The organism is Streptomyces californicus (assembly GCF_000717645.1).
Classification (GTDB): domain Bacteria; phylum Actinomycetota; class Actinomycetes; order Streptomycetales; family Streptomycetaceae; genus Streptomyces; species Streptomyces californicus.
Genome location: NZ_JNZZ01000008.1, coordinates 121,878 through 144,243, shown reverse-complemented (window position 1 = coordinate 144,243; position 22,366 = coordinate 121,878). Strand labels below are relative to the sequence as shown.

The following is a 22,366-nucleotide window of genomic DNA, read 5'->3' as shown; positions in this document are numbered from 1 at the left end:
CACCGGCCGGCCCCGTACGGCACACCGGCCTGGGCCTGGACCGGGCCCGTACGGCACGCCGGCCTGGACCTGGACCAGCACCGGCTCACCACGTCCAGGCCCTTGCCGGGCACAACCGCTCCGCCCAGCCCGGGCTCACCCCGTCCGGGCTCACCCCGTCCAAGCCCCGAAGGTCACTCCGCAGGCGTCGGCCGCACTACCGGCGCCCCCTCCCGGATGCGGGAGGCGAGGACGGCGATGTCGTCCTCCGCGTCGTCGCCGAAGCGGTCCAGCACCCGGTCCAGCAGGTCCTCCAGACCGCCGCCCGGCGGCAGGGTCAGCGAGGCCAGCCGCCGCACCGACACGTCGATGTCCTCGCCCCGGCGCTCCACCAGCCCGTCGGTGTACATGAACAGCACGGTCCCCGGGCCGCAGGGCACGGACGCCGTCCGGTAGCCGCCGAACCCGGTGCCGAGCGGTGGCCCCACCGGCACCGGCACGATCCGGGCCCCCTCGGCGCCCGGGTCGATGAAGACCGGCGGCAGATGGCCCGCGCTGGCCACCTCGCACACCCCGCCGAACCGGTCCACGACGGCGAGCAGGCAGGTCGCCGCCCGGTCCAGGCCCGACCGCTCCACCATCCGGTCGAGCTGTTCCAGGATCTCGTGCGGCGGCAGGTCCTCCTGCGCCAGCAGCCGCAGCAGCGAGCGGTACTGGCTCATGGCGACGGCCGCCTCCACCCCGTGGCCCATCACGTCGCCCATCGCCTTGAGGTGGCGGCCGTCCTGGAGCGGCACCACGTCGTACCAGTCGCCGCCGACCAGGACGCCCCGGTCGGCGGGGCGGTAGCGGGTGGCGACCTCGACGTGGGGGTGGGGGCCCCAGGGCTCGGAAAGCAGGGAGCGCTGGAGCTCGCGGGCGATGCTGTGCTCCCGGTCGTACCGGCGGGCGTGGTCGATGGCCACCCCGGCGCGTACGGCCAGTTCGCGGGCCACGGCCACGTCCTGGTCGTCGAAGGCGGGAGACCCTTCGGTCCGGACCAGGCTGAGGGTGCCGAGCGGCCGGCTGCGCGCGGTGAGCGGGACGACGAGCGCCTGGCGCAGACCGAGCGCCCGGGAGGCCGCTATCCGGTCGGAGGTGAAGGCGCTGCGCCCGCCCCGGTGGTCCTCCCAGTCCTCGACGACCGGTTCGTGCTCGGTGAGGCAGCGGGTCACCGCGGAGTCCGGCGCGAAGTCGACGTACTCCCCCGGATGGCCGAACTGCTGCACCTGCTCGTCGAGGTCGCCGTCGCCCCGCAGCGCCGCCCGCCGCAGCCGTACGACACCGGGTGCGGGACGGCGTACGGAGTGCCCGACCTCGGACGGGAAGATGTCGACCGCCGCGACGTCGGCGAGTTCGGGAACGACGAAATCGGCCAGTTCCCGGCAGGTGGTGTCCATACCGAGCGTGGTGCCGATCCGGACGGCGGCCGTGCTGAGCAGGGCCACGTGCGCGCGGGCCTGCTCCAGCTCCTCCCGCTGCCGGGCGATGTCGGTGATCTCGACGACGATCGCCATCAGCCCGCAGCCCTCGCCGTCCACGTCGAGCCGGTGGTAGGTGGCGCGCCAGAGCTGCTGCTCCTCCTCGGTGGGCGCCCAGGTCCGCCCGCTGATCGTCACCTCCCGGGGCTTGCCGTCGGCCAGCACCTCGCGCAGGACCCCGGCCTGGCCGTGCAGGCCGGGAAGCACCTGGGAGAACGTGCGGCCGATGTGGGAGGCCGCGGAGACGCCGTTGAGCCGTTCCAGCGCCGGGTTGACGTAGGTGTAGCGGAGTTCGTGGTCGAGCACGGCGACGGCGGCGGGATTGCCGTCGAACAGAGCCGCGACCGTCTTCGGGTCGAAGAACGACGGCATACCGTCGTCGCACGCGTCGGCCTGCACGACCTTGCCTCCCGCCGTCGAGGTCCCCCGAGCACCGGGTCCTCCATCGTCGGCCGCCCCTCCCCGGACCGCATCCGCTGGGGGACCGGTCAGCGGCGTGGCGGAACGGCCGTCGGCGGACGGCCGGCCGGCCCGGCCCCGGCGCCCAGGTCGAGGTCCAGGTCGAGCGTGCCCTCGGTGGCCTCGGCGGTGGCCGGAAGGGCGAGGGCCGCGCCGACCGGTGCGGGCAGGCTGCCGGAACCGAGCAGTCCCAGGACGAGCGCGGTGGTGACGCGGTGCCAGGCGGGGGCCCGGCGGATCATGGCATGGTCGCCGCCCCGGACGGTGATCATGCAGGTACGGGCGCCGGCGCGGCGGGCCCGCGCGGTGAGCGACTGGCTGGCCTGGGGGCTCGTCAGCCGATCCCGGTTGCTGTGGACGAGGACGACGTCACGGTCGGCGAGCTGGGTGACCGGGTCCCCCGGAGGACACCAGGGGGCGAGCCCCACGACACCCCGCACCAGGGGGTGTCCGGCGGCGCGGAGAGCGGCGCGCGCTCCCATCGAGTGGCCGAGGAGCACCACCGGCAGCTCGTCGCCCGCCTCGTCCCGCAGCGCGTCGAGGGCGGCCACGGCGTCGTGGAAGGGGTCGGCGCGGTCGCCGTTCCAGCCCCGGTGGCCGTACCGCACCTGCCGTACGAGCACGCCGCTCCCGGCCCCGGTGGCGAAGGCGGGCCCGGCTGAGGAGGCCGAGGCGGAGGCGGGCCCCGCACCGGTACCGGCCGTGCGGGCGGCCCTTCCGAGCGCCCTGACGAAGGGGCGCATCCGGGTGCCGGGCAGATTGAGCAGCCCCGGCGGCGGAGGCTCCGTACCGGTCTCGCGTCCACCGTGCAGAACGAGAACCGCTGCCGACGGCGGTCGTTGAACCACGCGTACCTCCAGGTCCGGGTGCGGGGCGCGGAGCCCCCTCTGCCGGGTATTCGTCGCCGGGACCGCTCCGGATGGGACGGACGGACGCCCCGGGCGCCGGTGGCCAGGCGGACCGGCGACCAGTCCCACCGGCCCGACCGGTCCCACCGGCCCCGACGGGTGCGCCCCTCCGGGGAGGGACCGGTCGCGGGGGCGGGACGGCGGACCGTGCCGTCCACTCTACGGTCACCGACTGTACGGTCACCGGCACGGAACCATCCGTGACGCGAGCACCATCCCCGTAGACGACACCGAAGGAGCCCTCCATGGCATCCGGACCTCAACTCGGCAGCACGGCACCGGACTTCACCCTCCCCGGCGGAGCCCTGTCCGGCGATTCCTTCACCCGCGCCGACTACCGACTCTCCTCCGCCCGCGGCCGTTCGGTGGTGCTGGCGTTCTACCCGGGGGACAACACCAGCGTCTGCACGAAGCAGTTGTGCTCGTACTCCTCGGGCATGGAGGCGTTCGAGGGGCTCGACGCCGACGTCTGGGGGATCAGTCCACAGGGTGTGGACAGTCACGAGTCGTTCGCCCGCGCCCACGGCCTCCGCATGCCGCTGCTGGCCGACGAGGGCCGGGAGACGGCCAGGGCGTACGGGGTGGCGGCGCCGGGCATCGGCGTGCGGCGGGCGGTCTTCCTGATCGACCCGGACGGGGTGGTCCGCTGGAAGCACGTGGCGTTGCTCGGAGCGACCTTCCAGTCGCTCTCCACGCTCACGGACCGTTTGTCCGGCATCAAAAAGTCGTAAAGATTGCCGGAATCCGGCAGTGACTGAGGCAGGTACGGTATGGGACCATCCAGCCAGATCGACGAAAAACAATCGGGGGAAGTCGACAGGCGGGGAGTGATCGCGTGACCTTCTTTCTCGGTCTCGGCATTGCGGGGATCGTCCTGCTCGCGCTCTCCTTGATCTTCGACGGGGTCCTGGAAGGGCTCTTCGGAGGCGTGCTCGACGGCCTGTTCGACGGGCTGCTGTCGCTTCCGGTGATCGCGGGCTTCGTCTCGATGCTTGGTTTCGGCGGGGCCGTCGTGCTCGGCACGACGGGCGCCGGAACGGTCGTGGCCACCGCCGTCGGCGTCGCCGCCGGTCTGGTGGCGGCCTGGCTGACCTGGAAGCTCAGCCAGGCCCTGATGCGCGACCAGACGCACACGACTCCGCGCGGCTCCGACCTGGTCGGCACGTCCGGTTCCGTCGTGACGGCCATCCCGGCGGAGGGCTACGGCGAGGTCATGCTGCGGCTGGGCGGCCAGCCCGTGAAGTACGCGGCGAAATCGGCCGTTCCCGTCGCGCGCGGTACCGAGATCTGGGTCGAGGAGGCCCTGTCGACCACCTCGGTCGCGGTCCGTCCGGTGGAGCGCTGACCACGCGACACCCGGACCGCCGGCCAACCCCCGTCCGCCATCCCCGACCCACCCGAACTCCACAGCACCGCCCAGCTCCACAACAATCTGCCGTCCCCCACGGGAGGCAGGGGGGACACATCACATGAGTCCAGTAGTCATCGCCGTCATCGGCATCGTCGTCCTGCTCGTCCTGCTCGGCCTCGTCGTCATCACCCGCTACAAGGTGGCCGGGCCCAGCGAGGCGTTCATCATCACCGGGCGCCGGGGCAAGAAGTCGACGGACCCGGTCACGGGCCTCACCAGCATCGACAACAGCGGCCAGAAGGTCGTGGTCGGCGGCGGCGTCTTCGTCGTGCCGTTCGTGCAGCAGAAGTTCACGCTCGACCTCTCCAGCCGGCACATCCCGATCGCCGTGCGCGGCGCGGTGACGCTGCGCGGCGTGAAGTCGAACCTCGAAGGCGTCGCGATCGTCAAGGTCGGCGGCAGCGAGGACGCGATCCGCGCCGCCGCGCAGCGCTTCCTCCAGCAGCAGGACGGCATCGTCGGCTTCACCCAGGAAGTGCTCTCCGGCGCGCTCCGCGCGATCGTCGGCCGGATGTCGGTCGAGGACATCATCCGGGACCGGGCCGCGTTCGCCGGGCAGGTCGCGGAGGAGGCCGAGGCCAGCCTCTCCGGCCAGGGCCTCATCCTGGACGCCTTCCAGATCCAGGACATCACCACCGAGGGCTCCTACCTGGAGGACCTCGGCCGCCCGGAGGCCGCCCGCGCCAAGCAGGAGGCGGACATCGCCGAGGCGATCGCGAAGCGCGCCTCGGAGCAGGCCCGGCTGAAGGCGGCCGAGGAGATCGCCATCGCCGAGCGGACGTACTACCTGAAGCAGGCCGAGATCAAGGCCGAGACGGAGGCGGCGGCCGCCAAGGCCAACGCCGCCGGTCCGCTCGCCGAGGCCGCACGCCAGCAGGAAGTCCTCACCGAGCAGGAGAAGGTCGCCGAGCGCCAGGCCGCGCTGACCGACCGCGAGCTGGACACGAAGGTCCGTAAGCCCGCCGACGCCGCCCGCTACCAGGCCGAGCAGGAGGCGGAGGCCCGCCGCATCGCCCAGGTCAAGGAGGCCGAGGCGGACGCGGAGCGCTCGCGCCTGACCGGTCAGGGCGAGAAGCTGCACCGTTCGGCGCTGGCCGACGCGGTCCGCATCGAGGGCGAGGCGGAGGCCGCGTCGATCGCCGCCAAGGGTGCGGCGGAGGCCGAGGCCATGCAGAAGAAGGCCGACGCGTTCGCCCAGTACGGTGAAGCGGCCGTCCTCCAGATGCTGGTCGAGGTCCTCCCCAGCGTGGTCGCGAAGGCTTCCGAGCCGCTGAGCGCCATCGACAAGATGACGGTCATCTCCACGGACGGCGCGAGCCAGCTCGCCCGTACGGTCACGGACAACGTCTCGCAGGGCATGGAGCTGCTCAGCTCGACCACGGGCGTGGACCTGGCGTCGCTCCTGAACAACCTCACGTCCCGTACGGGCACGGTGCCCGCGCCCACGGCCGGCGAGTCCGGTACGGCGGCGGACGCCGCGACGCCGGGCGGACCGGGTTCGCAGCAGAACGGCGAGATCGAGATCAAGGGCTGACGGCGGGTACGGGCGGGGGCCACGATCCTCCGCCCGCCCGCCAGGCCACCCCGTGCCCGGGACCCCCGCGAGGGCTCCCGGGCACGGTCACGCCGCCCCGGCTCCACACCCGTCCGCGCGGTCTCCGGCCTCCCGCTCGGTCTCCCCGGTCTCCCGCTCGGCCTGACGGGCGGCTGCCGCCTCGGTGGCGGCGGCCAACCGGGCGCGCCAGCCGTCCGGTCGTGGGTCGCCCGGTCCGGGAAGGGCGTCGCCCCCGAGTGCGGCGATACGGCACTCGGCCCACCGGGCCCAGGCGGCCTCCTGCTCGCAGTCCGGGCACCGGGTCTCGCCTCCCAGGGACCGGAAGACGTGCTCGGTGCCGGGCCCTTCGCAGGTGACGAGCGGAGGAACGTACCGGGGAGCGGCATCCGGAAGCGGGGATGCGGGCGCGGTCCCGGACTCCCGCCGGGGTACGGACGCGGTCCCGGACGCCGGGGCGGGCGCGGGGGCGACGGGCGCGGGGGCGAAGGCGGCAACCGGTGCCGGAAGGCAGCAGCGGGCGCGGGGGCGACGGGCACGGGGGCGAAGGCGGCAACCGGTGCCGGGGCGAAGGCAGCAGCGGGCGCGGGGGCGACGGGCGCGGGCATCTTCTGCACCAGCCGGTGGCGCAGGAACCCCACGGCGGACCGCACGCCACCGGGCGGCAGGTCGCTGGTCAGCACCCGCCGCAGATCGGCGCCGGACACCCCGCGCCGCAGCCATTCGACGGCCTGCCCGACGAGAGCGCGCGCCTCGGGAACGCCGAGGTGCAGCTCGCGATGGGAGTGCCGCAGGGACAACAACACCCGCTCGGCTTCGGCGAACTCGACGGCCTCGGGAGTCTCGGCGGCATCGGCGGCAACGGCGGACTCGACGGCATCGCGGGCTTCATCAGCCCTGCGCGCTGGGGCTGCTTCACGCGCTCCCGGCCCATCCGACGTATCGGACGTACCGACGAGCACCGCGACCGCTTCGGAGGGTGGGCGGGAAGAGTTCTTCTCCCGTTCTTCGTCCACCGGTAGTTGATGACCGACGGCCCGAGGGCCCGGCCGGCCGACGGTCGGAAAGCGCGCACTCGGAGCGGAGGACCGGCGCGACGAGCCCCGGGGAGAGACCGGACGAGCGCCACCGGGTACGCCGTCGGGCACACCACCGGGAGCGCCGCCGATCGAACAGCCGCCGCCACCGCTCTCCAGACCCTCCGCCGCCCGCCGCCACAGCTCGCGTGCCCCGGCGTCGTCCAACGGCACGTTGGAGAACAGCTGATGGGTGGCCCACTGCCCCCGGTCGCCGGAGGCCCGCCGCTCGTGCACGTAGCCGTGTACGAGCAACTGCTCCTTGAGACGCTGGAAGGCGCGCCCCCGGATGCCCAACTTCCGTGCGTGCTCGGACAGGGCGAGCCCGGCCTCGCCTTCGGGCAGCCCTTGCACGTACAGGATCAGGATCTTCGCGTCGCTGCACAGACGCGGATGGCGCACGACATCGTGCGATGCCTTCGTGTAGCGCCGGGAGGGCGCGATAGCATGCCGAAGCATCCCAGTGGACTCCGTATTTCCACTCGTTGGGTGAAGGCCCTCGGCTCGGTGCTCGAACACCACCGGGGGCCGCCCCGTATGCGTACGCGCACATACACACGTACACACACAGAGCGTGATGACTCGATCACGGTACCGCAGCCGGGATGGCGGGCCGACCAACGAGGCAAAACCCCACTCGACCAGGTGACTTACCGCTTCGTGGACCGCCGAGCGAGCCCGACCGCGCCCCGGAACGCACGCGGCGCCCCGCCCGCTCCTCCGGCCGGAGCAGGGGGCCGCCCGTCAACCTCGCGTTCCGGGCACCGACCCCGGCGCGGTCGTCACATGATTCCGGCGCGCTTCGCGTGGAGTTCGGAGCGGACGAGTTCGAGCAGGCGTCCGCCCCAGTTGCGGCCACGGCCGGCGTTGTCGCCCCAGAAGGTGGAGTCGGCATCGTCGTAGATGAGCGTAGCGTCGTCGGTCGCGAGAAGAATGTCGGCCAGGTCCGGGTGCTGGGCGTACTTGGCACGCAGGAGCGTGGTCATGACGGCGCCGCGGGCGTCTTCCCAGCCCTCGCGCCGGGTGGCGGCGGCGGCCGACTCGCGAGCCGCGTACGCGGTGTCCGCCACCGCGACGGCGGCACGCGCCGTGGAATCGGCGACCGACAAGGCCCAGTAGGCGTGTGCGACGGAGGCGTAGGTGATGCCGTCGATGTCGATGGGGGCGGGGTAGTCGCTGCGCAGGGCCACCTTTCCGGGGTTGTCGACACGCTGTCGCGGATATGTCTGGGGCAGGTGGACCGCCGGTGCGTGCGGCGTGGCCGGTCCGTCGGCGGGAACCCGGGAGGGCAGTTCGGCGATCAGCCTGGCGCGCTCCTCGAAGTACGAGACGGCCTCGTCGTACATCGCCTGGGAGACGGGCTCGTCGGGTCGGCGGTCCGTCACGCCCCCGGGCCCCGCCACCAGCACCTGGAGCGGCCCGTCCTTGCGGTCCATGTCACCGAGCGCGTAGTGGCGTCGGGTCTCGGGGACGGCCAGGTACGCGGCGCGGGCGGCGGCCCGGTTCTCCTCGGTGCGGTCGGCGAGGAACACGTCGACGGCGGCCAGGCACCGGCCGGTCGAGTCAGGGCGACCGTTCAGCTCGTCGATCGCGTCCCGCACCTCGGCGAGCAGCAGCTCCGGGGTGAGCCATGTACGCGGCTCGGCGAAGCGCCACGAGGCCAGACCGTGGGCCGACGCCTGGGCGCCCTCCCGCAGGCCGGTGGCCACCCAGCCGGAACGCAGCTTCCGCTCGAACTCATCGATGGTGGCCAGGCCCCAGCAGTCGATGAGCCCGTCCGCGTAGATGACCAGGTCGGTCAGGTAGAACGTCCCGCCGTTGCGGATGAAGGCGTGACGCCAGGTTCCGGGTATACGGACGCCGTCCGCCGTGCGATGGGTGATCCGGTTGCCGATCATCCGGTCATTGTGCGGGGTCGGGCCACGTGCCCCCCCTGCTTTTGGAGGAGGTCCGGGCGGGGCCGCCCCTCGCACGGGACCCCGTTCATCTCCCGCTGAGGGGCGATTTCCAGCCGGGTTCGTTCACCGCCCGCCGCTCCAGATGACCGAGCAGATGGCCGGCGGCCCGTTCGACGGTGTCCTCGGGCGCCCCCACCGCGACCAGAGCCGCGACCACCCGCTCCCGCGCGACCGCTTCCTCCCACGTGCCGCGCAGGCACGGCAGGAGCAACAGGAACCGCTCGTCCCGGTCCGACACCCCGTCGCCACCGCCGCCCGGACCATCGGCGACGGCGACCAACTCGCCCCACGAGAGCCGAACATCGCCCGTACCGCCTCCGGTCGCACCCCCGGTCACGGCTCCGGTCACGGCCCCAGTCACGCCTCCGGTCCGCCGGTACTCCACTCCGCCGTCACCGTCGAGGTTCCGGTAGACCACGGCGACCCCGCCCCCAGGGGCCGCGCCCTCGACCGGAACCCGGAACACCGGCCACCGCTCCGGGTCGAAGAGGACCTCGGCGAGGGCATCCGCATCGGCCCCGTCACCCCCGAACCACGCGGGCTCGGCGCGCTCGTCACACGCCCCGTCCTCACACAGCCCCAGCAGATGACAGCCCCAGAACCCCGCCCGCCCGACCAGCGCTTCCCCGACAACCGTCGGCCCGTCCCCATACCCCGTGATCACCATCCCGCGATCCTCCCACCGGCCACCGACAGCCACAGCGGGCGTGGGCCTTGCAGGGGGGACGGGAGCAGGCGAGGGGTTCGTGGCAGCCCGACCGGAATGTAACACTTCGTACACGAGACGTACTTAACGTACTTGACGTACTCGCCACGTCGAGGCATGCTGATAGGAACGTGGAGGAGGCGGCATGTCCGCAGTGCACTACGAGAGCTATACCGAGGCCCGGACCCACTTCAAGGATCTTCTTGACGCGGCCGGCGAGGGTCGCGTGGCGACCGTACGCCGGGACAGTGGCCGTGCCGCGGTCGTCGATGTTGATCGACTGCGGCACTATCTGTCTCTGGGCTGCTCGGCGAAGGCTCAGGCCGTCGCCGAGTCTGGAGGCTGGTCGATCTTCATTCCAGGCGTTCCGGTAGCAGCAGACGGAGCCACCTTCGACGAGGCTCTCAGCGAGATGGTCGACGCACTTCGCGAGTACGCAGAGGATTGGCAGGACCGCTTGCGCACAGCCCCGAACCACAAGGACCACTGGGGCCTGGTACAGCTGATCGCTCTCAGCGACGATCAGCAGCTCACCGACTGGCTGGTCGGGAACGGCCGGTGAACCGACCGCAGCCCAGCCGTGAGCGACATGAAAGGTTTTGCACCCGTGAGGCATGGGACCGTGTGCGGGACGCACGGGGACGAACTGGCACTCACCACGTCACCTACGAACTGACGCTGTTCGACGGGCGGATCCTGCGTACACGGATCTCGCATCCCGTGGATCGCACGGTCTACGGCGCCGGGATCTGGGGCCACATCCTCCGCGACCAGCTGGTGGTCTCCGAGGACGAGTTCTGGGACTGCGTGCTCGATGGTCGGCTTCCGAACCGGGGTGCCCCAGAAGTACCCAAAGAGACGCTGCCCGCAGACCTGGTGTACATGCTGATCCACCGGGTGGGCCTCGCCGAGGAAACCGTCGCCGCCATGGCCAAGGAAGATGCATTGGCCCGCCTCCACCAGTACTGGATCGAAGGAACCTGAACCCACCCGGACAACGCGACGGTGGGGGTGAGCATGGAACAGCACGTGCTGGAGGCGTTGTTGGGCGCCGACGGTGGCGAGGTGGCCGGGAAGGCTCTGGCCGTCCTCCGTGGCGGGGGCGGCTACTGGGTGGGCGACCGGGCGCAGCCCGCCGGGCGGCATGCCGGTGTCTACGGGCAGCGGTTGCGGCGCATGCGGAAGTACGGGATCGAGCCGCTCGGGCTGGAGGCCGCCGTTCAGGCCGTCCGGGCGTACGGGCGGCCCGTGCGCACCGGGATGGTCGACGCCGCCGATCGGTCGTGGACCGCCCTGCTGTTCCTCACCGAGGACGGCGGCACACTCCTGGCCTGCGCCGGGTGGCCACTGCCGCTCGTCAGGAGGCCACCGGTCGGATAGCCGTCAGTCGGGGAGCCGTCAGTCGGGGAGCCGCCGGCCGGGGAGCCGGATGGTGGCCGGGCGGACACCGGGGCACCGGACGTGGGCGGGCCGCTGTCCTAGGGCCTGTCGTCGGCCGGCCGCTGCTCAGAGGCTCGCGCGCGGGGCTTAGGAGTTCCGCGCACGCCTCCCACTGCCCCCTCCCCCTACCCCCGCTCCGCCTCCGCGTGGCTCTCCTCGACCTGCGTCAGCGCTTCCGTGATCAGGCGGGTCGCGAAGTCCGGGTCGCCCGTCATGCGGTTGATGTGTTCCGCCAGCAGGAACGCCGTCGCCTCCACCGGGGTCAGCTCCGTCCGCTTCCAGTCGCCGTACTGCTGCCGCCACAGCGTGGGGCTCAGGCCGATGGCGGCGGCGATGACCATGCCGGACATCGTGGGGATGGTCTCGGGCGGGATGCTGATGGGCATCTGCCTCAACGTCGCGACCAGGGTCGGCACCACGTACTCGATGACGTCCTTGTCGTGCGCCTCATGCGCCTCCCGCAGCCACTTCATGTACATGAAGATGAGCGTGCACGCGCCGTCCAGGATGTCGTCCAGGCCCTCCGGCCCCATCGAGCCGAGCAGATGCTCGACCAGGCGCTGCTGTTCGGGGTCGGAGCCGACCGTGTCCGCGTGGACACTCCTGAGCCGGGAGTCCATCAGCATGAGTGCCGCGCCCACATCACCGGCGGCGGCGTAACGGGGGTGGAAAGGCGTCACGACGGGAGTCCTTCTCGAGTGGCCGCCGTCCGGGCGGCCTGCGGTGCCCGGACGGCGCTCCGTACCTCTGCGCACTCGGACGACTACGCATCCGACTGTTCCCGATCCCCCGCGCTCCCGCAGGACACTTGCCGAAATTGGCCGGGCCCCGGCCTCACTTTCGCCAGAACAGGTGGTGTGTCACGCCGCTCGGGCTCGGGACGACGTCCAGGTGGTAGCGGTCGCGCAGGTCGTCCGGCGAGTCCCACAGCCGCAGCCCGCTCCCCATCTCCACCGGTGAGACCGCCACGTGCAGGGTGTCGATCAGACCGGCGTCCAGGAACTCACGGATCGTCGTGACGCCGCCGCCCAGCCGGACGTCCTTGCCGTCCGCCGCCTCCCGCGCGCGCTCCAGTACCGTCGCCGGGTCGCCGTCGACGAAGTGGAACGTGGTGTCGGAGAGCGTGATCGACGGCCGGGTGTGGTGCGTCAGGACGAACACCGGTGTGTGGAACGGGGGTTCCTCACCCCACCAGCCCTGCCAGTCGTGGTTCTCCCAGGGCCCGCGCTGCGGGCCGAACTTGTTGCGGCCCATGATCTCGGCCCCGATGTTGTGCGTGAAGTCCCGGGTGAAGTAGTCGTCCAGGCCCCGGCTGCCGCCCGGGTCCGTCCGGTTCGGCCAACTGGCCGTCGCCCCCGCCCAGGAGAACAGGTCCCCGGGGTCGACATCGCCGAACGGCCGCTCCAGCGTCTGGTCCTCCCCCGCGGCGACCCCGTCCGACGAGACGGTGAAGTTCTGGACCCTCAGCAACTGCGCCATGCGTTCCTCCTGCTCGTGTGCCTGCTCGTGTGCTGCTTGTACGCCTGCTCATGCGCTGTTCGTACGCGTGCTCGTGTGCGAACGACGGCAGAGACGAGACGTGTCGTGGCCGCGGAACTCATCGGTCCCGCCGCCGGTTCACGGCCGTTCTCCTTCAGTCCGTCGCCCGACACCCTCGCCCTACGCTGACCGCATCGCACCACACCACACCGACAGTCACCGGACCGATGGAGGTCTTCCCGTGCGCGAACCGTCCGGATCGAGGGGCCGCAGGCCGTTCCTGTACGTCGTCGTCTGCGCGGCCGGGGTCGCCCGTGACGCCGACGTGCTGTTCGCCGCCGCGCAGGACGCCGGCTGGGACGTGGGCGTCGTCGCCACCCCGCAGGGGCTCGGCTTCCTCGACGTGGCGGCCGTCGAGGCGCGGACCGGCTACCCGGTCCGCTCCGCCTGGCGCTCCCCCGGCGAACCCCGGCCGTTTCCGGACCCGGACGCGATCGCCGTCGCCCCCGCCACGTTCAACACCGTCAACAAGTGGGCGGCCGGCATCGCGGACACCCTGGCCCTCGGCATCCTCTGCGAGGCGTACGGGCAGGGCGTCCCCACCGCCGTCCTCCCCGCCGTGAACTCCTTCCTCGCCCGGCACCCCGCGTACGTCGAGAGTCTGGCCAGGCTGCGCGCCATGGGCGTACGGGTCAGCTCCGCCACGCCGCACACGCCCAAGTCCGGTGAGACGGCGGTCTTCCCGTGGGAGGAGGCGCTGGAACTGCTCGCACCCGAGCGCGCCGGGTAGGGGCGATTTTCGGACAGGTGCGGCATACGGCCGGGGGCGGTCCGGGCACCCGTTCGCCATGGCCGCCGGGCCGACGGCACCGGGTCCTCGGCCCCTCGACGGATCCTCGTCGCCCGATAAGGTAATGGCCGGATAAAGAGATCGCCAAGTGCGCGCGTACCGCCGCACGTCTCGGGAGGAAGCCATGGGAACCCGCCGTACGTCACTGCCCGGAGTGGGTGCTCAGTACGACTTCACGACCGAGACGGGCCAGCACATCTCGGTCGTCGTCCACCACGACGGCCGCCGGTTCATCGGGTTCTACGAACAGGACGACCCTGATTCGTGCCAACTCTCCGTCCCCCTGACGACGACCGAGGCCACCGCCCTCGCGCACCTCATCGATCCGGCGCCCATCGACGCCGTACGGACCGAGGGCATCGACCTGGTCACCGAGCACATCCCGCTCGGGTCCCGCTCCCCGTACGGCGGGCGGCTGTTGGGGGAGACGCGGGCGCGGACCCGGACCGGGGCGTCCATCGTGGCGGTGCTGCGCACCCACAGCGCGCACCCGTCGCCGGAACCGGATTTCCGACTGGCCATCGGCGACACGCTCGTCGCCGTCGGTACACGTGAGGGCGTGGACGCGCTCTCCGAGATCATTGCGGAGGGCTGACTATGCACGACACGACCGCACTGCTGGTGGAGCTGGGGGCCGTCATCCTCGGGCTCGGGCTCGTCGGCCGGTTCGCCGGCCGGATAGGACTCTCCCCCATCCCGCTCTACCTGCTGGCGGGGCTCGCGTTCGGGCACGGCGGGCTCATCCCGCTCAAGGCGAGCGAGGAGTTCACCATGGTGGGCGCCGAGATCGGCGTCATCCTGCTGCTCCTCCTGCTGGGCCTCGAATACAGCGCGTCCGAGCTGGTCACCAGCCTCAAGACGCAGTACCCCTCCGGCGCCGTGGACTTCGTGCTGAACGCGACGCCCGGCGCCGTCGCCGCCCTGATGCTCGGCTGGGGACCGGTCGGCGCCGTCGCGCTCGCCGGAGTCACCTGGATCTCCTCGTCCGGCGTGATCGCCAAGGTGATGACCGACCTCGGCCGGCTCGGCAACCGTGAGACCCCCGTCATCCTCGGCGTCCTCGTCATGGAGGACCTGGCGATGGCGATCTACCTGCCGCTGCTGACCGCCATGCTCGCCGGGGTCAGCCTGGCCGGCGGCAGCCTCGCGCTCGTCATCGCCCTCGGCGCCGTCGGCATCGTCCTCTACCTGGCGCTCCGCCACGGCCGTCTGATCAGCCGCGCGGTCTCCTCCGACAACCCGGAGATGCTGCTCCTGGTCGTCCTCGGCCTCACCGTCCTGGTCGCCGGCGTCGCCCAGCAGCTCCAGGTCTCGGCGGCCGTCGGCGCGTTCCTCGTCGGCATCGCGCTCTCCGGCGAGGTCGCCGAGGGCGCCCGCAAGCTGCTCACCCCGCTGCGGGACCTGTTCGCCGCCGTGTTCTTCGTCTTCTTCGGGCTCTCCACGAACCCGGCCGACATCCCGCCGGTGCTGCTGCCCGCCGCCCTGCTGGCCGTCATCACCACCCTCACCAAGATCGCCACGGGCTACTACGCGGCACGCCGCGCCGGAGTCGGCTCGCGCGGCCGCTGGCGGGCGGGCGGCACCCTCGTGGCGCGCGGTGAGTTCTCCATCGTCATCGCCGGTCTGGCCGTCGCCACCGAGCCGCGCATCGGCCCGATCGCCACCGCGTACGTCCTGATCCTCGTCATCGTCGGCCCGCTCACCGCACGGTGGACGCAGCCCCTCGCGGAGAAGATCGCGGCCCGTCGCGGCGGCGGCGAGCCCGCCGCCGGGAAGAGTACGGGCGCGAGCCCTGTGGAGCCCGCCGAACCGGCCCCGAAGTCCGCTCCCGAACGCCGGCTGGGCTCGCACGACGACCTCACCCCGGAACCGGCGGGCGAGAAGCGCGAATAGCCCCCGGCAGGACGGTCGCACGACCGGCGCCGGAGCCCCCGGACCCCACGAGCACGGTGGGGTCCGGGGGCTCCGGCGTACGCGCGTCTCCGTACAGCACGGCTGTGCACTCCGGGGTGTACCTGCGGGCGTCTCCGTACGGCTTCGGGGGCGGCCGTACGCCTGCGGACGCCTCGGTACGCCTTCGTACTCTTCCGTACGCCTGCGGACGCCTCCGGACGCTCGCCGCGGCTCAGTGCGCGATGCCGTCGATCAGTTCGCGCGCCCCCTGCCGGAGCAGGGCGACCGCGACCGACGTGCCCAGGGTGGCGGGGTCCAGCGGGCCGGCCCACTCGTGCGCGTTCAGCACGGTCTTGCCGTCCGGCGTGAACACCTTCGCGCGGAGCGAGAGGTCGCCGTTCCGTTCGACGCGTGCGTACCCGGCGATCGGGCTGTTGCAGTGGCCCTGGAGCACATGGAGGAACATCCGCTCGGCGGTCGTCTCGCGGTGTGCGGCCGGGTCGCCGAGACCGCTCACCGTGTCGATGACGGCGTCGTCGCCCTCGCGGCACTGGAGCGCGAGCACGCCCGCGCCGATCGGCGGGCACATCACCTCGGTCGACAGGATCTCGGTGATCACGTCCGCGCGGTCGATCCGCTCCAGCCCCGACGCGGCCAGCAGCAGCGCGTCCGCCTCCCCCGCCGCCAGCTTCTCCAGCCGGCGGTTGGCGTTGCCGCGCATCGGTACGCAGTCGAGGTGCGGGTGCGACGCGGCGAGCTGGGCGGAACGGCGTACGGAGGAGGTACCGATCCGGGTACCGGCGGGCAGCGCGTCGAGGGTCAGGCCGCCCGGGTGGATCAGGGCGTCGCGGATGTCGTCGCGCCGGAGGAAGGCGGCGAAGACCGTGCCGGCGGGCAGCGGGCGGTCCGCCGGGATGTCCTTGACACAGTGCACCGCCAGGTCCGCCTCCCCGGCGAGCAGGGCCTGGTCGACCTCCTTGGTGAACGCGCCCTTCCCCTCCACCGCGCTGAGATCGCCCATCCACTTGTCGCCGGTCGTCCTCACCGGGACCACCTCCGTGCGGATGCCGGGGTGCAGGGCGGACAACTCGCTGCGTACGCGCTCCACTTGGGCCAGCGCCATGGGCGAGTCACGGGAGACGATGCGGATCAGATCGACGGACATGGCGCCACGATAGAGGGTCCGGCGGGCCGTCCACCGTCCGGACGCGGCGTTCATCTCCGCTTTCGGACACGGGTGTTGGCCGTCCGACGACACGTCATGCCGTAGCGCGTGCGTGCGAGCGGTCATACGTGCGAGGCGGATGCCGTACCGGGGAAGCCGTCTCGAACCCGGCGCGGGAGCGGTGCGCACGCTGCTAATCTCTACACGGCTGTAGAGGTGCCTCGATCCCGGCTCAGCACCACTCCGTAGAACGCAGAACGCAGCACATAAGGAGACGTCATGGCTCTGTGGGACCGCATCAAGGAATCCGCCTCGTCGATGCAGACGCAGTTGGAGGCGAAGAAGAACGAGCTCAAGTCGGGGTCCTTCCGGGACGCGAGCATGGCCATGTGCGCCCTCGTCGCCGCGGCCGACGGCTCGGTCGACCCCGCGGAGCGTCAGCGCGTCGCCGCGCTCATCGGGGCCAACGACGTCCTGCGCAACTTCCCCGCCGAGGACCTGCAGCGCCGCTTCAACGCGTACGTCGACCAGCTCACCGCCGACTTCGCCTTCGGCAAGGTCAGCGTGATCCAGGAGATCGCCAAGGCGAAGAAGAAGCCCGCCGAGGCCCGTGCCGTGATCCAGATCGGCATCGTCATCGGCGGCGCGGACGGCGACTTCGACGCCACCGAGCGGGGCGTCGTACGGGAGGCGTGCTTCGCGCTCGACCTGCCGCCGCACGAGTTCGACCTCTGAGCGACCGGCGATCACCGGGAGCAGGTCCGCACGGAATCCACTTCCCTGACCTGCCGGCGCGGCCCCTGAACCGCAGGTCCGGTGGATCTTCACCCCGCCGGTGCGGTAGCTGAACCGCAGGTCCGGCCCCTGAACCGCCGGTGCGGTCGCGCGGCCCCCGGCCGACCACCGGGCCGCGACCCCGTCCTCACCGGCCGGCCGGGGTGCTCACCCCCCTTGGAGCGCCCCGGCCACCACCGCGCCCCGCGCCCTCCCCGGCGCGGGGCCGCCGGCGGTCACAGCTCCTTGGCCGGCCAGTCCAGCAGCCGGGCGCCGATGACCGCCGTCTGGAGGCTGTAGCGGTGCATCGGGTCCGAAGGGTCGGACCCGGTCAACTGGTGGATGCGCTCCAGCCGGTACGTCAGCGCCCGGACGCTCAGCGCCAGTCGGCGGGCCGTCTCGGCGGCGACGCAGCCCGCGTCGAAGTAGACCGCCAACGTGTTCAGCAGCGGTTCCGCGCCGCCCCGCGCCTTCTCCAGCGGCCCCAGCTCACTGCGCACCAGATCGGCCATCGCCTGCCGGTCCCGGGTCAGCACCGGGTAGACCAGCAGGTCGGAGGCGTACAGCACGGGATCGTCCATGCTCATCCGGTCCGCCAGGTCGAGGGCTTCGAGCGCCTCGTCGTACGAGTGGACCACCCCGCCGGGCCCTTTGTGCGGGCGGCCGATCGCGACCTGGCCGCCGTCCGTCGCCGCGTGCGCCTGCTTGGCGAAGTAGCGCAGCACGTCGGGCTGGCTGCCGGGCGCGATGCAGACGATCCGGCCGTCCTTCGTCGTCAGCAGGATCTTGCGGCCGCTGAACCGCGTCAGCAGCGCCGTCTCCACACTGCGCGGCACCGCGTCCGTCTCCGTGTACGCCTCCGGTCCCGACGCCACCGCCACCGCGTGCGCCCGGGAGAGCCGCAGACCGAAGCGGGTCGCCCGCTCCGCGAGGCGGACCAGGTCGCTGCGCCCGTACAGCAGATCGTCGATGAACTCCCGGCGCGCCGCCTCCTCCCGGCGTACGGTGAGCCGTTGGGCGCGCTCGAAACCTTCCGCGAAGGCGTCGACCGCCTGCTCCACGGCGGCCAGGACGGCGTCGGTCGCGGCAGGGGAGTTTCCGGCAGCGGCGCTCGGCCACGCCTCACGCGTCCGTGCCAAATGCATCGTCACCAGGGCGCGCAGCTGATACCCCGCGTCCGCCGCCGATCGCCCCAGGGCCCGTCGCTCCTCCAGTTCGTCACGCGTCAGACGGCGGCCGGTGAGGGCGACTTCGCCCAGGATATGGGCATAATCGCCCAGCGTTTCGTCGGGAATCCTCGGCTCAGCCACGCATTCTCCTTCAGCCTTGCAACAGTCCTGTCATTTCCCCAACGCAACCGGGGCGGTGCCGGTGCCCGGCATCAGCACCGCGTAAAGATTGCCGGGTTCCGGCAATGCGCGGTACCACCCCGGGGTGTCAGGATCAGGTCAGCAACACCACGGGGGAGACACACCGGGGGAAGCGCACCGGGGGAGCACGGGGGAAGCTCGGGGGAGCACGGGAACGGGGGCACGGGAGCCTCCCGGAGCTCGGATTCCGTACCGTCCACGGGGGATCGAGGACGGCACGGGCCAGGGGTCCGGCACGGGGCCCGAGGGGAACGCCCCGGTCGCCGCGGCGGGTTCGACCACGCCGCGGGGGCCGGGCCCCCGTCACCCGGAAGCCTCGGAAGCCCCAACCGGCCGCCTCCCGGAGCCGAACCCGGAACCGGCACCGCCACCGGAGTCGTCACCACAACCGGAGCCGTAACCGGTGCCGGAGCCGACAACGGAACCGGGACCGGGCGCCGGGGCCGGAACCGACTGAACGCGCCGTCACGGGGGCGGCGCGCACGACCACAGGGGGTGGGACCGATGGACGAGTTCCTGAGCGCGGCACTAGCGTTCCCCGCCGTCATCTTCGGCGCGGCCCTGGTGGTCGTCGTCTGCTTCTGGCTGCTGGTGCTGGCCGGGGCCGCGGGCCACGACTCCTTCGACGGCGACCTCGACACCGCTCCGGCCGGTCTCAGCGGCGTCCCGGTCTCGGTCTCCTTCTCCCTGCTCGTCGTCCTCGCCTGGTTCGGCAGCCTGACCGGCACGGTCCTGCTGCACCGGAGCGGGACCGGCGGCACCGCCCGCACCCTGCTCTCCGTCGCCGTGCTCGCGGGGTCGCTGCTCCTCGCCTGGGCGGCCGTCCGTCTTCTGCTGCACCGCTTCCGCCGGCACTTCCCGGCGGAACCTCCCCCATCCCGCCTCGACTTCCTGGGCAGCGTCTGCACGATCCGCACCGGCTCCGTCACCGGGGTCTTCGGACAGGCCGAGGTCGTCTCGCGCGACGGATCGACCGCCGTCGTGCAGGTCCGGCTCGCCGAACCACTGCACCCGCTCTCGGGCCCGGCCGCCGGGGACGCACCGCTCGTCATGGGCAGTACGGGGCTCCTCTACGCGTACGACGAGGAGGGCGAGTTCTTCTGGGTCTCGCCCTACGACGCGGCGCTGGACCCGGGCCCGAACTCCGGACCGCACGAACTGCCGGGCGGACCGAACCGCTGACCCGGAGCCGGCCCGGACCGCCCCGGAGCTGATCCGGGCCCGATCCGGAACGGCTCCGGGACCGCCCCGGGACCGCCCCGGAGCCGGCCCGCACCGGTCGGCGCCCCGGTCCCGTCGGACCACCGCGCCGTGGAGCGGGTCCGTGCCGGACCGCCCGCCCCGTGCGTACGACGGACCCGCCCACCTACGAACTTCTGTACCGACCAGCCGCCAAGGACTCTCTATGGATGCCATCTCCCTGGGCATAGGCGTGCTCATCGCCGCTGTCCTGCTCATCGTCATCGCCGTCGTCTTCGTCATCACCCGGCTGTTCCGCAAGGTCGAGCAGGGCAAGGCGCTGATCATCTCCAAGACCAAGAAGGTCGACGTGACCTTCACCGGGGCCGTCGTCCTGCCCGTGCTCCACAAGGCCGAGACCATGGACATCTCGGTGAAGAAGATCGAGATCCACCGCGCCGGGCGCGAGGGCCTGATCTGCCAGGACAACATCCGCGCCGACATCCAGATCACCTTCTTCGTCCGGGTCAACAAGACCGTCGAGGACGTCATCAAGGTCGCGCAGTCCATCGGCACGCAGCGGGCCAGCGACAAGGTCGCCATCCAGGAGTTCTTCTCCGCGAAGTTCTCCGAGGCGCTCAAGACCGTCGGCAAGCAGCTCGACTTCGTCGACCTCTACACCAAGCGCGAGGAGTTCCGGGACCGGATCATCCAGGTCATCGGCACCGACCTGAACGGCTACCACCTCGACGACGCCGCGATCGACTTCCTCGAGCAGACCCCGATGTCGCAGCTCGACGGCTCCAACATCCTGGACGCCCAGGGCATCCGGAAGATCACCGAGCTGACCGCGATCGAGCACGTGCGCACCAACGAGTTCCAGCGCACGGAGCAGAAGGAGATCACCCGGCAGGACGTCGACGCCCGCGAGACGATCCTGGAGCTGGAGCGCCGGCAGGCCGAGGCGGAGATCAAGCAGCGTCGCGAGGTCGAGAGCCTGCGCGCCCGCGAGGAGGCGGCCACCGCCCGGGTGCAGGAGGAGGAGCGGCTCGGCGCGCAGACCGCGTTCATCCGGACCGAGGAACAGCTCGGCATCCAGCGCGAGAACCAGGCGCGGGAGATCGCGGTCGCGCAGAAGAACCGTGAGCGCGTCATCGCCGTCGAGAGCGAGCGCATCGAGAAGGACCGGATGCTGGAGGTCATCGGGCGCGAGCGCGAGACCGAACTGAACCGGATCGCCGCCACGAAGGAGGTCGAGGCCGAGCGCCGCGAGGTCGCCGACGTCATCCGGGAGCGGATCGCGGTGGACCGCACGGTCGCGGAGCAGGAGGAGTCGATCCTCACCCTGCGCGCCGTCGAGGACGCCGAGCGGGCCCGCAGGTCGGTCATCATCGCGGCCGAGGCGGAGGCGCAGGAGAAGCTGGTCAAGGACATCAAGGCGGCCGAGGCGGCGGAGGCGGCCTCCACGCACCTGGCGGCCGAGCAGCTCACGCTCGCCGAGGCGCGGCTGAAGACCGCCGACCTCGACGCGCAGGCCAAGCTGCGGCTGGCGGAAGGGGTGCAGGCCGAGTCGGCCGCGCCCGGACTGGCCGCCGTGCAGGTGCGGGACGCCGAGGCCGAGGTCATCGAGAAGGCCGGTCTCGCGGAGGCCGAGGCCACGGCGGCCCGGCTCAAGGCCGAGGCGGAGGGCGCGCGGCTCAAGGCGCTCGCGGACGCCGAGGGCACCCAGGCGCAGGCGGCCGCCGACGCGGCGGTCATCGGCGAGAAGCTGAAGGCGGAGGCCGCGGGGCTCACCGAGAAGGCGGCCGCGATGGCGGCGCTGGACGAGGCGTCGCGTACGCACGAGGAGTACCGCCTGCGGCTGGAGGCGGAGAAGGAGATCCGGCTGGCCGGGCTCGACGTGCAGCGGCAGGTCGCCGAGGCGCAGGCGACGGTCCTGGCGACGGGGCTGGAGAACGCCGATATCGACATCGTCGGCGGCGACTCGGTCTTCTTCGACCGGCTGGTCTCCTCGGTCTCGCTCGGCAAGGGCGTGGACGGGTTCGTCCAGAACTCGCAGACCGCGCAGGCGCTGGCCGGGCCGTGGCTGGACGGCTCGTCCTCCTTCACGGACGACCTGACCCGGGTGCTGGGCTCGGTCTCCACGGGCGATGTGCAGAACCTGACGGTGTCGGCGCTGCTGATGCGGCTGATGGGGTCGTCGGGTGCGGCGTCGGGCCAGGTGGAGCAGTTGCTGGCGGCGGCGAAGGAGCTGGGCCTCGCGGACCTGCCGGTCGGGGGCGCCGGCGACGGCCGTACGGGGACGGCGCCGGCGGCGGTGTCGCTGAACGGGTCCGGGGCGAAGGGGTAGGCCGCGGACCGGACGGGCCGGTGGTGCGGGTGCGTCCCACGGGGGTGGGCGCACCCGTCCTCGCCGGTCCGCCGGGGGCGGGTTGCGTCGGCCCGGACGCCGGGGGTGGGGCCACCGGGCCTCGCCCGCCCGCCCGTCCGGGGGCGGGGCCACCGCCCACGGGGTTCCGTCCTCGAACGCCGGACCGGCTGGGATCGTCGGGTCTGACCCGCACAGCAGAGGCGGGCCCATCACGCCGAGGGTTCCGTCCTCGAACGCCGGACGGGCTGGGATCGCCCGGCCCACCCGACCGAACGG

The 22,366-nt window shown here is 72.3% G+C and carries 20 protein-coding genes and 1 pseudogene; 12 read left to right on the top strand and 9 right to left on the bottom strand.

Annotation, left to right across the window (positions count from 1 at the left end; translation table 11 throughout):
• Positions 1 to 173: 173 nt before the first annotated feature.
• Positions 174 to 1,871 (bottom strand): SpoIIE family protein phosphatase, encoded by a 1,698-nt coding sequence (locus IF19_RS0112600; protein ID WP_106973618.1) that lies wholly within the window; start codon positions 1,869 to 1,871, stop codon positions 174 to 176.
• A 116-nt stretch (positions 1,872 to 1,987) separates the two neighbouring features.
• Positions 1,988 to 2,806: a serine aminopeptidase domain-containing protein gene (locus IF19_RS0112595; protein WP_030120007.1), complete on the bottom strand. Its 819-nt coding sequence runs from the start codon at positions 2,804 to 2,806 to the stop codon at positions 1,988 to 1,990.
• Between the two features lie 305 nt (positions 2,807 to 3,111).
• Between IF19_RS0112595 and IF19_RS0112590 the strand changes: the two genes are divergently transcribed.
• The 3 genes from IF19_RS0112590 to IF19_RS0112580 all read left to right on the top strand — a co-directional run bounded on the left by IF19_RS0112590 (position 3,112) and on the right by IF19_RS0112580 (position 5,811).
• Positions 3,112 to 3,597 (top strand): peroxiredoxin, encoded by a 486-nt coding sequence (locus IF19_RS0112590; protein ID WP_030115976.1) that lies wholly within the window; start codon positions 3,112 to 3,114, stop codon positions 3,595 to 3,597.
• Positions 3,598 to 3,701: 104 nt separating this feature from the next.
• Positions 3,702 to 4,211, top strand: a complete 510-nt coding sequence (locus IF19_RS0112585) for a hypothetical protein (protein ID WP_030277668.1) — start codon at positions 3,702 to 3,704, stop codon at positions 4,209 to 4,211.
• A 124-nt stretch (positions 4,212 to 4,335) separates the two neighbouring features.
• On the top strand, positions 4,336 to 5,811 hold the full coding sequence (locus IF19_RS0112580; protein WP_030115973.1) for a flotillin family protein: 1,476 nt from the start codon (positions 4,336 to 4,338) through the stop codon (positions 5,809 to 5,811).
• A 764-nt stretch (positions 5,812 to 6,575) separates the two neighbouring features.
• Here IF19_RS0112580 and IF19_RS1000000138185 read toward each other — a convergent pair.
• The 3 genes and pseudogenes from IF19_RS1000000138185 to IF19_RS0112565 form a co-directional block, all read right to left on the bottom strand.
• Positions 6,576 to 7,364: pseudogene (locus IF19_RS1000000138185) on the bottom strand (hypothetical protein); the annotation flags it as partial.
• A 323-nt stretch (positions 7,365 to 7,687) separates the two neighbouring features.
• The gene (locus IF19_RS0112570; protein WP_030115971.1) at positions 7,688 to 8,803 is read right to left on the bottom strand and encodes an NADAR family protein; all 1,116 of its coding nucleotides are present in this window, start codon (positions 8,801 to 8,803) and stop codon (positions 7,688 to 7,690) included.
• Positions 8,804 to 8,888: 85 nt separating this feature from the next.
• Positions 8,889 to 9,530 (bottom strand): hypothetical protein, encoded by a 642-nt coding sequence (locus IF19_RS0112565; protein WP_030115970.1) that lies wholly within the window; start codon positions 9,528 to 9,530, stop codon positions 8,889 to 8,891.
• Positions 9,531 to 9,714: 184 nt separating this feature from the next.
• On the opposite strand from IF19_RS0112565, the gene IF19_RS0112560 reads away from it, so the two are divergent.
• From IF19_RS0112560 to IF19_RS0112550, 3 genes are all read left to right on the top strand, one after another.
• Positions 9,715 to 10,131: a prevent-host-death protein gene (locus IF19_RS0112560; RefSeq protein ID WP_030115969.1), complete on the top strand. Its 417-nt coding sequence runs from the start codon at positions 9,715 to 9,717 to the stop codon at positions 10,129 to 10,131.
• A gap of 158 nt (positions 10,132 to 10,289) precedes the next feature.
• Positions 10,290 to 10,553 (top strand): hypothetical protein, encoded by a 264-nt coding sequence (locus IF19_RS1000000138180; RefSeq protein ID WP_223858093.1) that lies wholly within the window; start codon positions 10,290 to 10,292, stop codon positions 10,551 to 10,553.
• Positions 10,554 to 10,586: 33 nt separating this feature from the next.
• Positions 10,587 to 10,949: a hypothetical protein gene (locus tag IF19_RS0112550; protein ID WP_030115967.1), complete on the top strand. Its 363-nt coding sequence runs from the start codon at positions 10,587 to 10,589 to the stop codon at positions 10,947 to 10,949.
• 185 nt (positions 10,950 to 11,134) lie between these two features.
• Here IF19_RS0112550 and IF19_RS0112545 read toward each other — a convergent pair whose 3' ends face one another.
• Both IF19_RS0112545 and IF19_RS0112540 read right to left on the bottom strand, forming a co-directional pair.
• Positions 11,135 to 11,635, bottom strand: a complete 501-nt coding sequence (locus tag IF19_RS0112545) for a hypothetical protein (protein ID WP_050493890.1) — start codon at positions 11,633 to 11,635, stop codon at positions 11,135 to 11,137.
• 208 nt (positions 11,636 to 11,843) lie between these two features.
• Complete coding sequence (locus IF19_RS0112540) at positions 11,844 to 12,488, bottom strand: dihydrofolate reductase family protein (protein ID WP_030115965.1); 645 nt, start codon at positions 12,486 to 12,488, stop codon at positions 11,844 to 11,846.
• A 241-nt stretch (positions 12,489 to 12,729) separates the two neighbouring features.
• Between IF19_RS0112540 and IF19_RS0112535 the strand changes: the two genes are divergently transcribed.
• From IF19_RS0112535 to IF19_RS0112525, 3 genes are all read left to right on the top strand, one after another.
• Entirely contained in the window at positions 12,730 to 13,278 is a 549-nt protein-coding gene (locus tag IF19_RS0112535; protein ID WP_030115964.1) for a flavoprotein, read from the top strand.
• 184 nt (positions 13,279 to 13,462) lie between these two features.
• Complete coding sequence (locus IF19_RS0112530) at positions 13,463 to 13,933, top strand: cation:proton antiporter regulatory subunit (RefSeq protein WP_030076978.1); 471 nt, start codon at positions 13,463 to 13,465, stop codon at positions 13,931 to 13,933.
• 2 nt (positions 13,934 to 13,935) lie between these two features.
• A complete protein-coding gene (locus tag IF19_RS0112525) occupies positions 13,936 to 15,231 on the top strand; it encodes a cation:proton antiporter (RefSeq protein WP_030115963.1) in 1,296 nt (431 codons plus the stop codon).
• Positions 15,232 to 15,463: 232 nt separating this feature from the next.
• Here the strand turns inward: IF19_RS0112525 and hemC are convergent, their stop codons facing one another.
• The gene (hemC, locus tag IF19_RS0112520; RefSeq protein WP_030115962.1) at positions 15,464 to 16,396 is read right to left on the bottom strand and encodes a hydroxymethylbilane synthase; all 933 of its coding nucleotides are present in this window, start codon (positions 16,394 to 16,396) and stop codon (positions 15,464 to 15,466) included.
• A 279-nt stretch (positions 16,397 to 16,675) separates the two neighbouring features.
• Between hemC and IF19_RS0112515 the strand changes: the two genes are divergently transcribed.
• Positions 16,676 to 17,131, top strand: a complete 456-nt coding sequence (locus tag IF19_RS0112515) for a tellurite resistance TerB family protein (protein WP_030115961.1) — start codon at positions 16,676 to 16,678, stop codon at positions 17,129 to 17,131.
• A gap of 275 nt (positions 17,132 to 17,406) precedes the next feature.
• On the opposite strand, the gene IF19_RS0112510 is transcribed toward IF19_RS0112515, so the two are convergent.
• Positions 17,407 to 18,480: a PucR family transcriptional regulator gene (locus IF19_RS0112510; RefSeq protein WP_030115960.1), complete on the bottom strand. Its 1,074-nt coding sequence runs from the start codon at positions 18,478 to 18,480 to the stop codon at positions 17,407 to 17,409.
• Between the two features lie 564 nt (positions 18,481 to 19,044).
• Between IF19_RS0112510 and IF19_RS0112505 the strand changes: the two genes are divergently transcribed.
• Both IF19_RS0112505 and IF19_RS0112500 read left to right on the top strand, forming a co-directional pair.
• Positions 19,045 to 19,722 carry a hypothetical protein gene (locus IF19_RS0112505; RefSeq protein ID WP_030115959.1) on the top strand — a complete coding sequence of 226 codons (678 nt, stop codon included), beginning with the start codon at positions 19,045 to 19,047 and terminating at the stop codon, positions 19,720 to 19,722.
• A gap of 223 nt (positions 19,723 to 19,945) precedes the next feature.
• Positions 19,946 to 22,069 carry a flotillin family protein gene (locus tag IF19_RS0112500; RefSeq protein ID WP_030115958.1) on the top strand — a complete coding sequence of 708 codons (2,124 nt, stop codon included), beginning with the start codon at positions 19,946 to 19,948 and terminating at the stop codon, positions 22,067 to 22,069.
• Positions 22,070 to 22,366 lie beyond the last annotated feature (297 nt).

Excerpts from the sequence above, each read along its gene's own strand:
- IF19_RS0112570 (WP_030115971.1), bottom strand. The coding sequence starts at position 8,803 with ATGATCGGCAACCGGATCACCCATCGCACGGCGGACGGCGTCCGTATA.
- IF19_RS0112500 (WP_030115958.1), top strand. The coding sequence starts at position 19,946 with ATGGATGCCATCTCCCTGGGCATAGGCGTGCTCATCGCCGCTGTCCTG.
- IF19_RS0112550 (WP_030115967.1), top strand. The coding sequence starts at position 10,587 with ATGGAACAGCACGTGCTGGAGGCGTTGTTGGGCGCCGACGGTGGCGAG.
- hemC (WP_030115962.1), bottom strand. The coding sequence starts at position 16,396 with ATGTCCGTCGATCTGATCCGCATCGTCTCCCGTGACTCGCCCATGGCG.
- IF19_RS0112565 (WP_030115970.1), bottom strand. The coding sequence starts at position 9,530 with ATGGTGATCACGGGGTATGGGGACGGGCCGACGGTTGTCGGGGAAGCG.
- IF19_RS0112560 (WP_030115969.1), top strand. The coding sequence starts at position 9,715 with ATGTCCGCAGTGCACTACGAGAGCTATACCGAGGCCCGGACCCACTTC.
- IF19_RS0112590 (WP_030115976.1), top strand. The coding sequence starts at position 3,112 with ATGGCATCCGGACCTCAACTCGGCAGCACGGCACCGGACTTCACCCTC.
- IF19_RS0112525 (WP_030115963.1), top strand. The coding sequence starts at position 13,936 with ATGCACGACACGACCGCACTGCTGGTGGAGCTGGGGGCCGTCATCCTC.
- IF19_RS0112600 (WP_106973618.1), bottom strand. The coding sequence starts at position 1,871 with ATGCCGTCGTTCTTCGACCCGAAGACGGTCGCGGCTCTGTTCGACGGC.
- IF19_RS0112580 (WP_030115973.1), top strand. The coding sequence starts at position 4,336 with ATGAGTCCAGTAGTCATCGCCGTCATCGGCATCGTCGTCCTGCTCGTC.
- IF19_RS0112540 (WP_030115965.1), bottom strand. The coding sequence starts at position 12,488 with ATGGCGCAGTTGCTGAGGGTCCAGAACTTCACCGTCTCGTCGGACGGG.
- IF19_RS0112515 (WP_030115961.1), top strand. The coding sequence starts at position 16,676 with ATGGCTCTGTGGGACCGCATCAAGGAATCCGCCTCGTCGATGCAGACG.
- IF19_RS0112505 (WP_030115959.1), top strand. The coding sequence starts at position 19,045 with ATGGACGAGTTCCTGAGCGCGGCACTAGCGTTCCCCGCCGTCATCTTC.
- IF19_RS0112530 (WP_030076978.1), top strand. The coding sequence starts at position 13,463 with ATGGGAACCCGCCGTACGTCACTGCCCGGAGTGGGTGCTCAGTACGAC.
- IF19_RS0112545 (WP_050493890.1), bottom strand. The coding sequence starts at position 11,635 with ATGCTGATGGACTCCCGGCTCAGGAGTGTCCACGCGGACACGGTCGGC.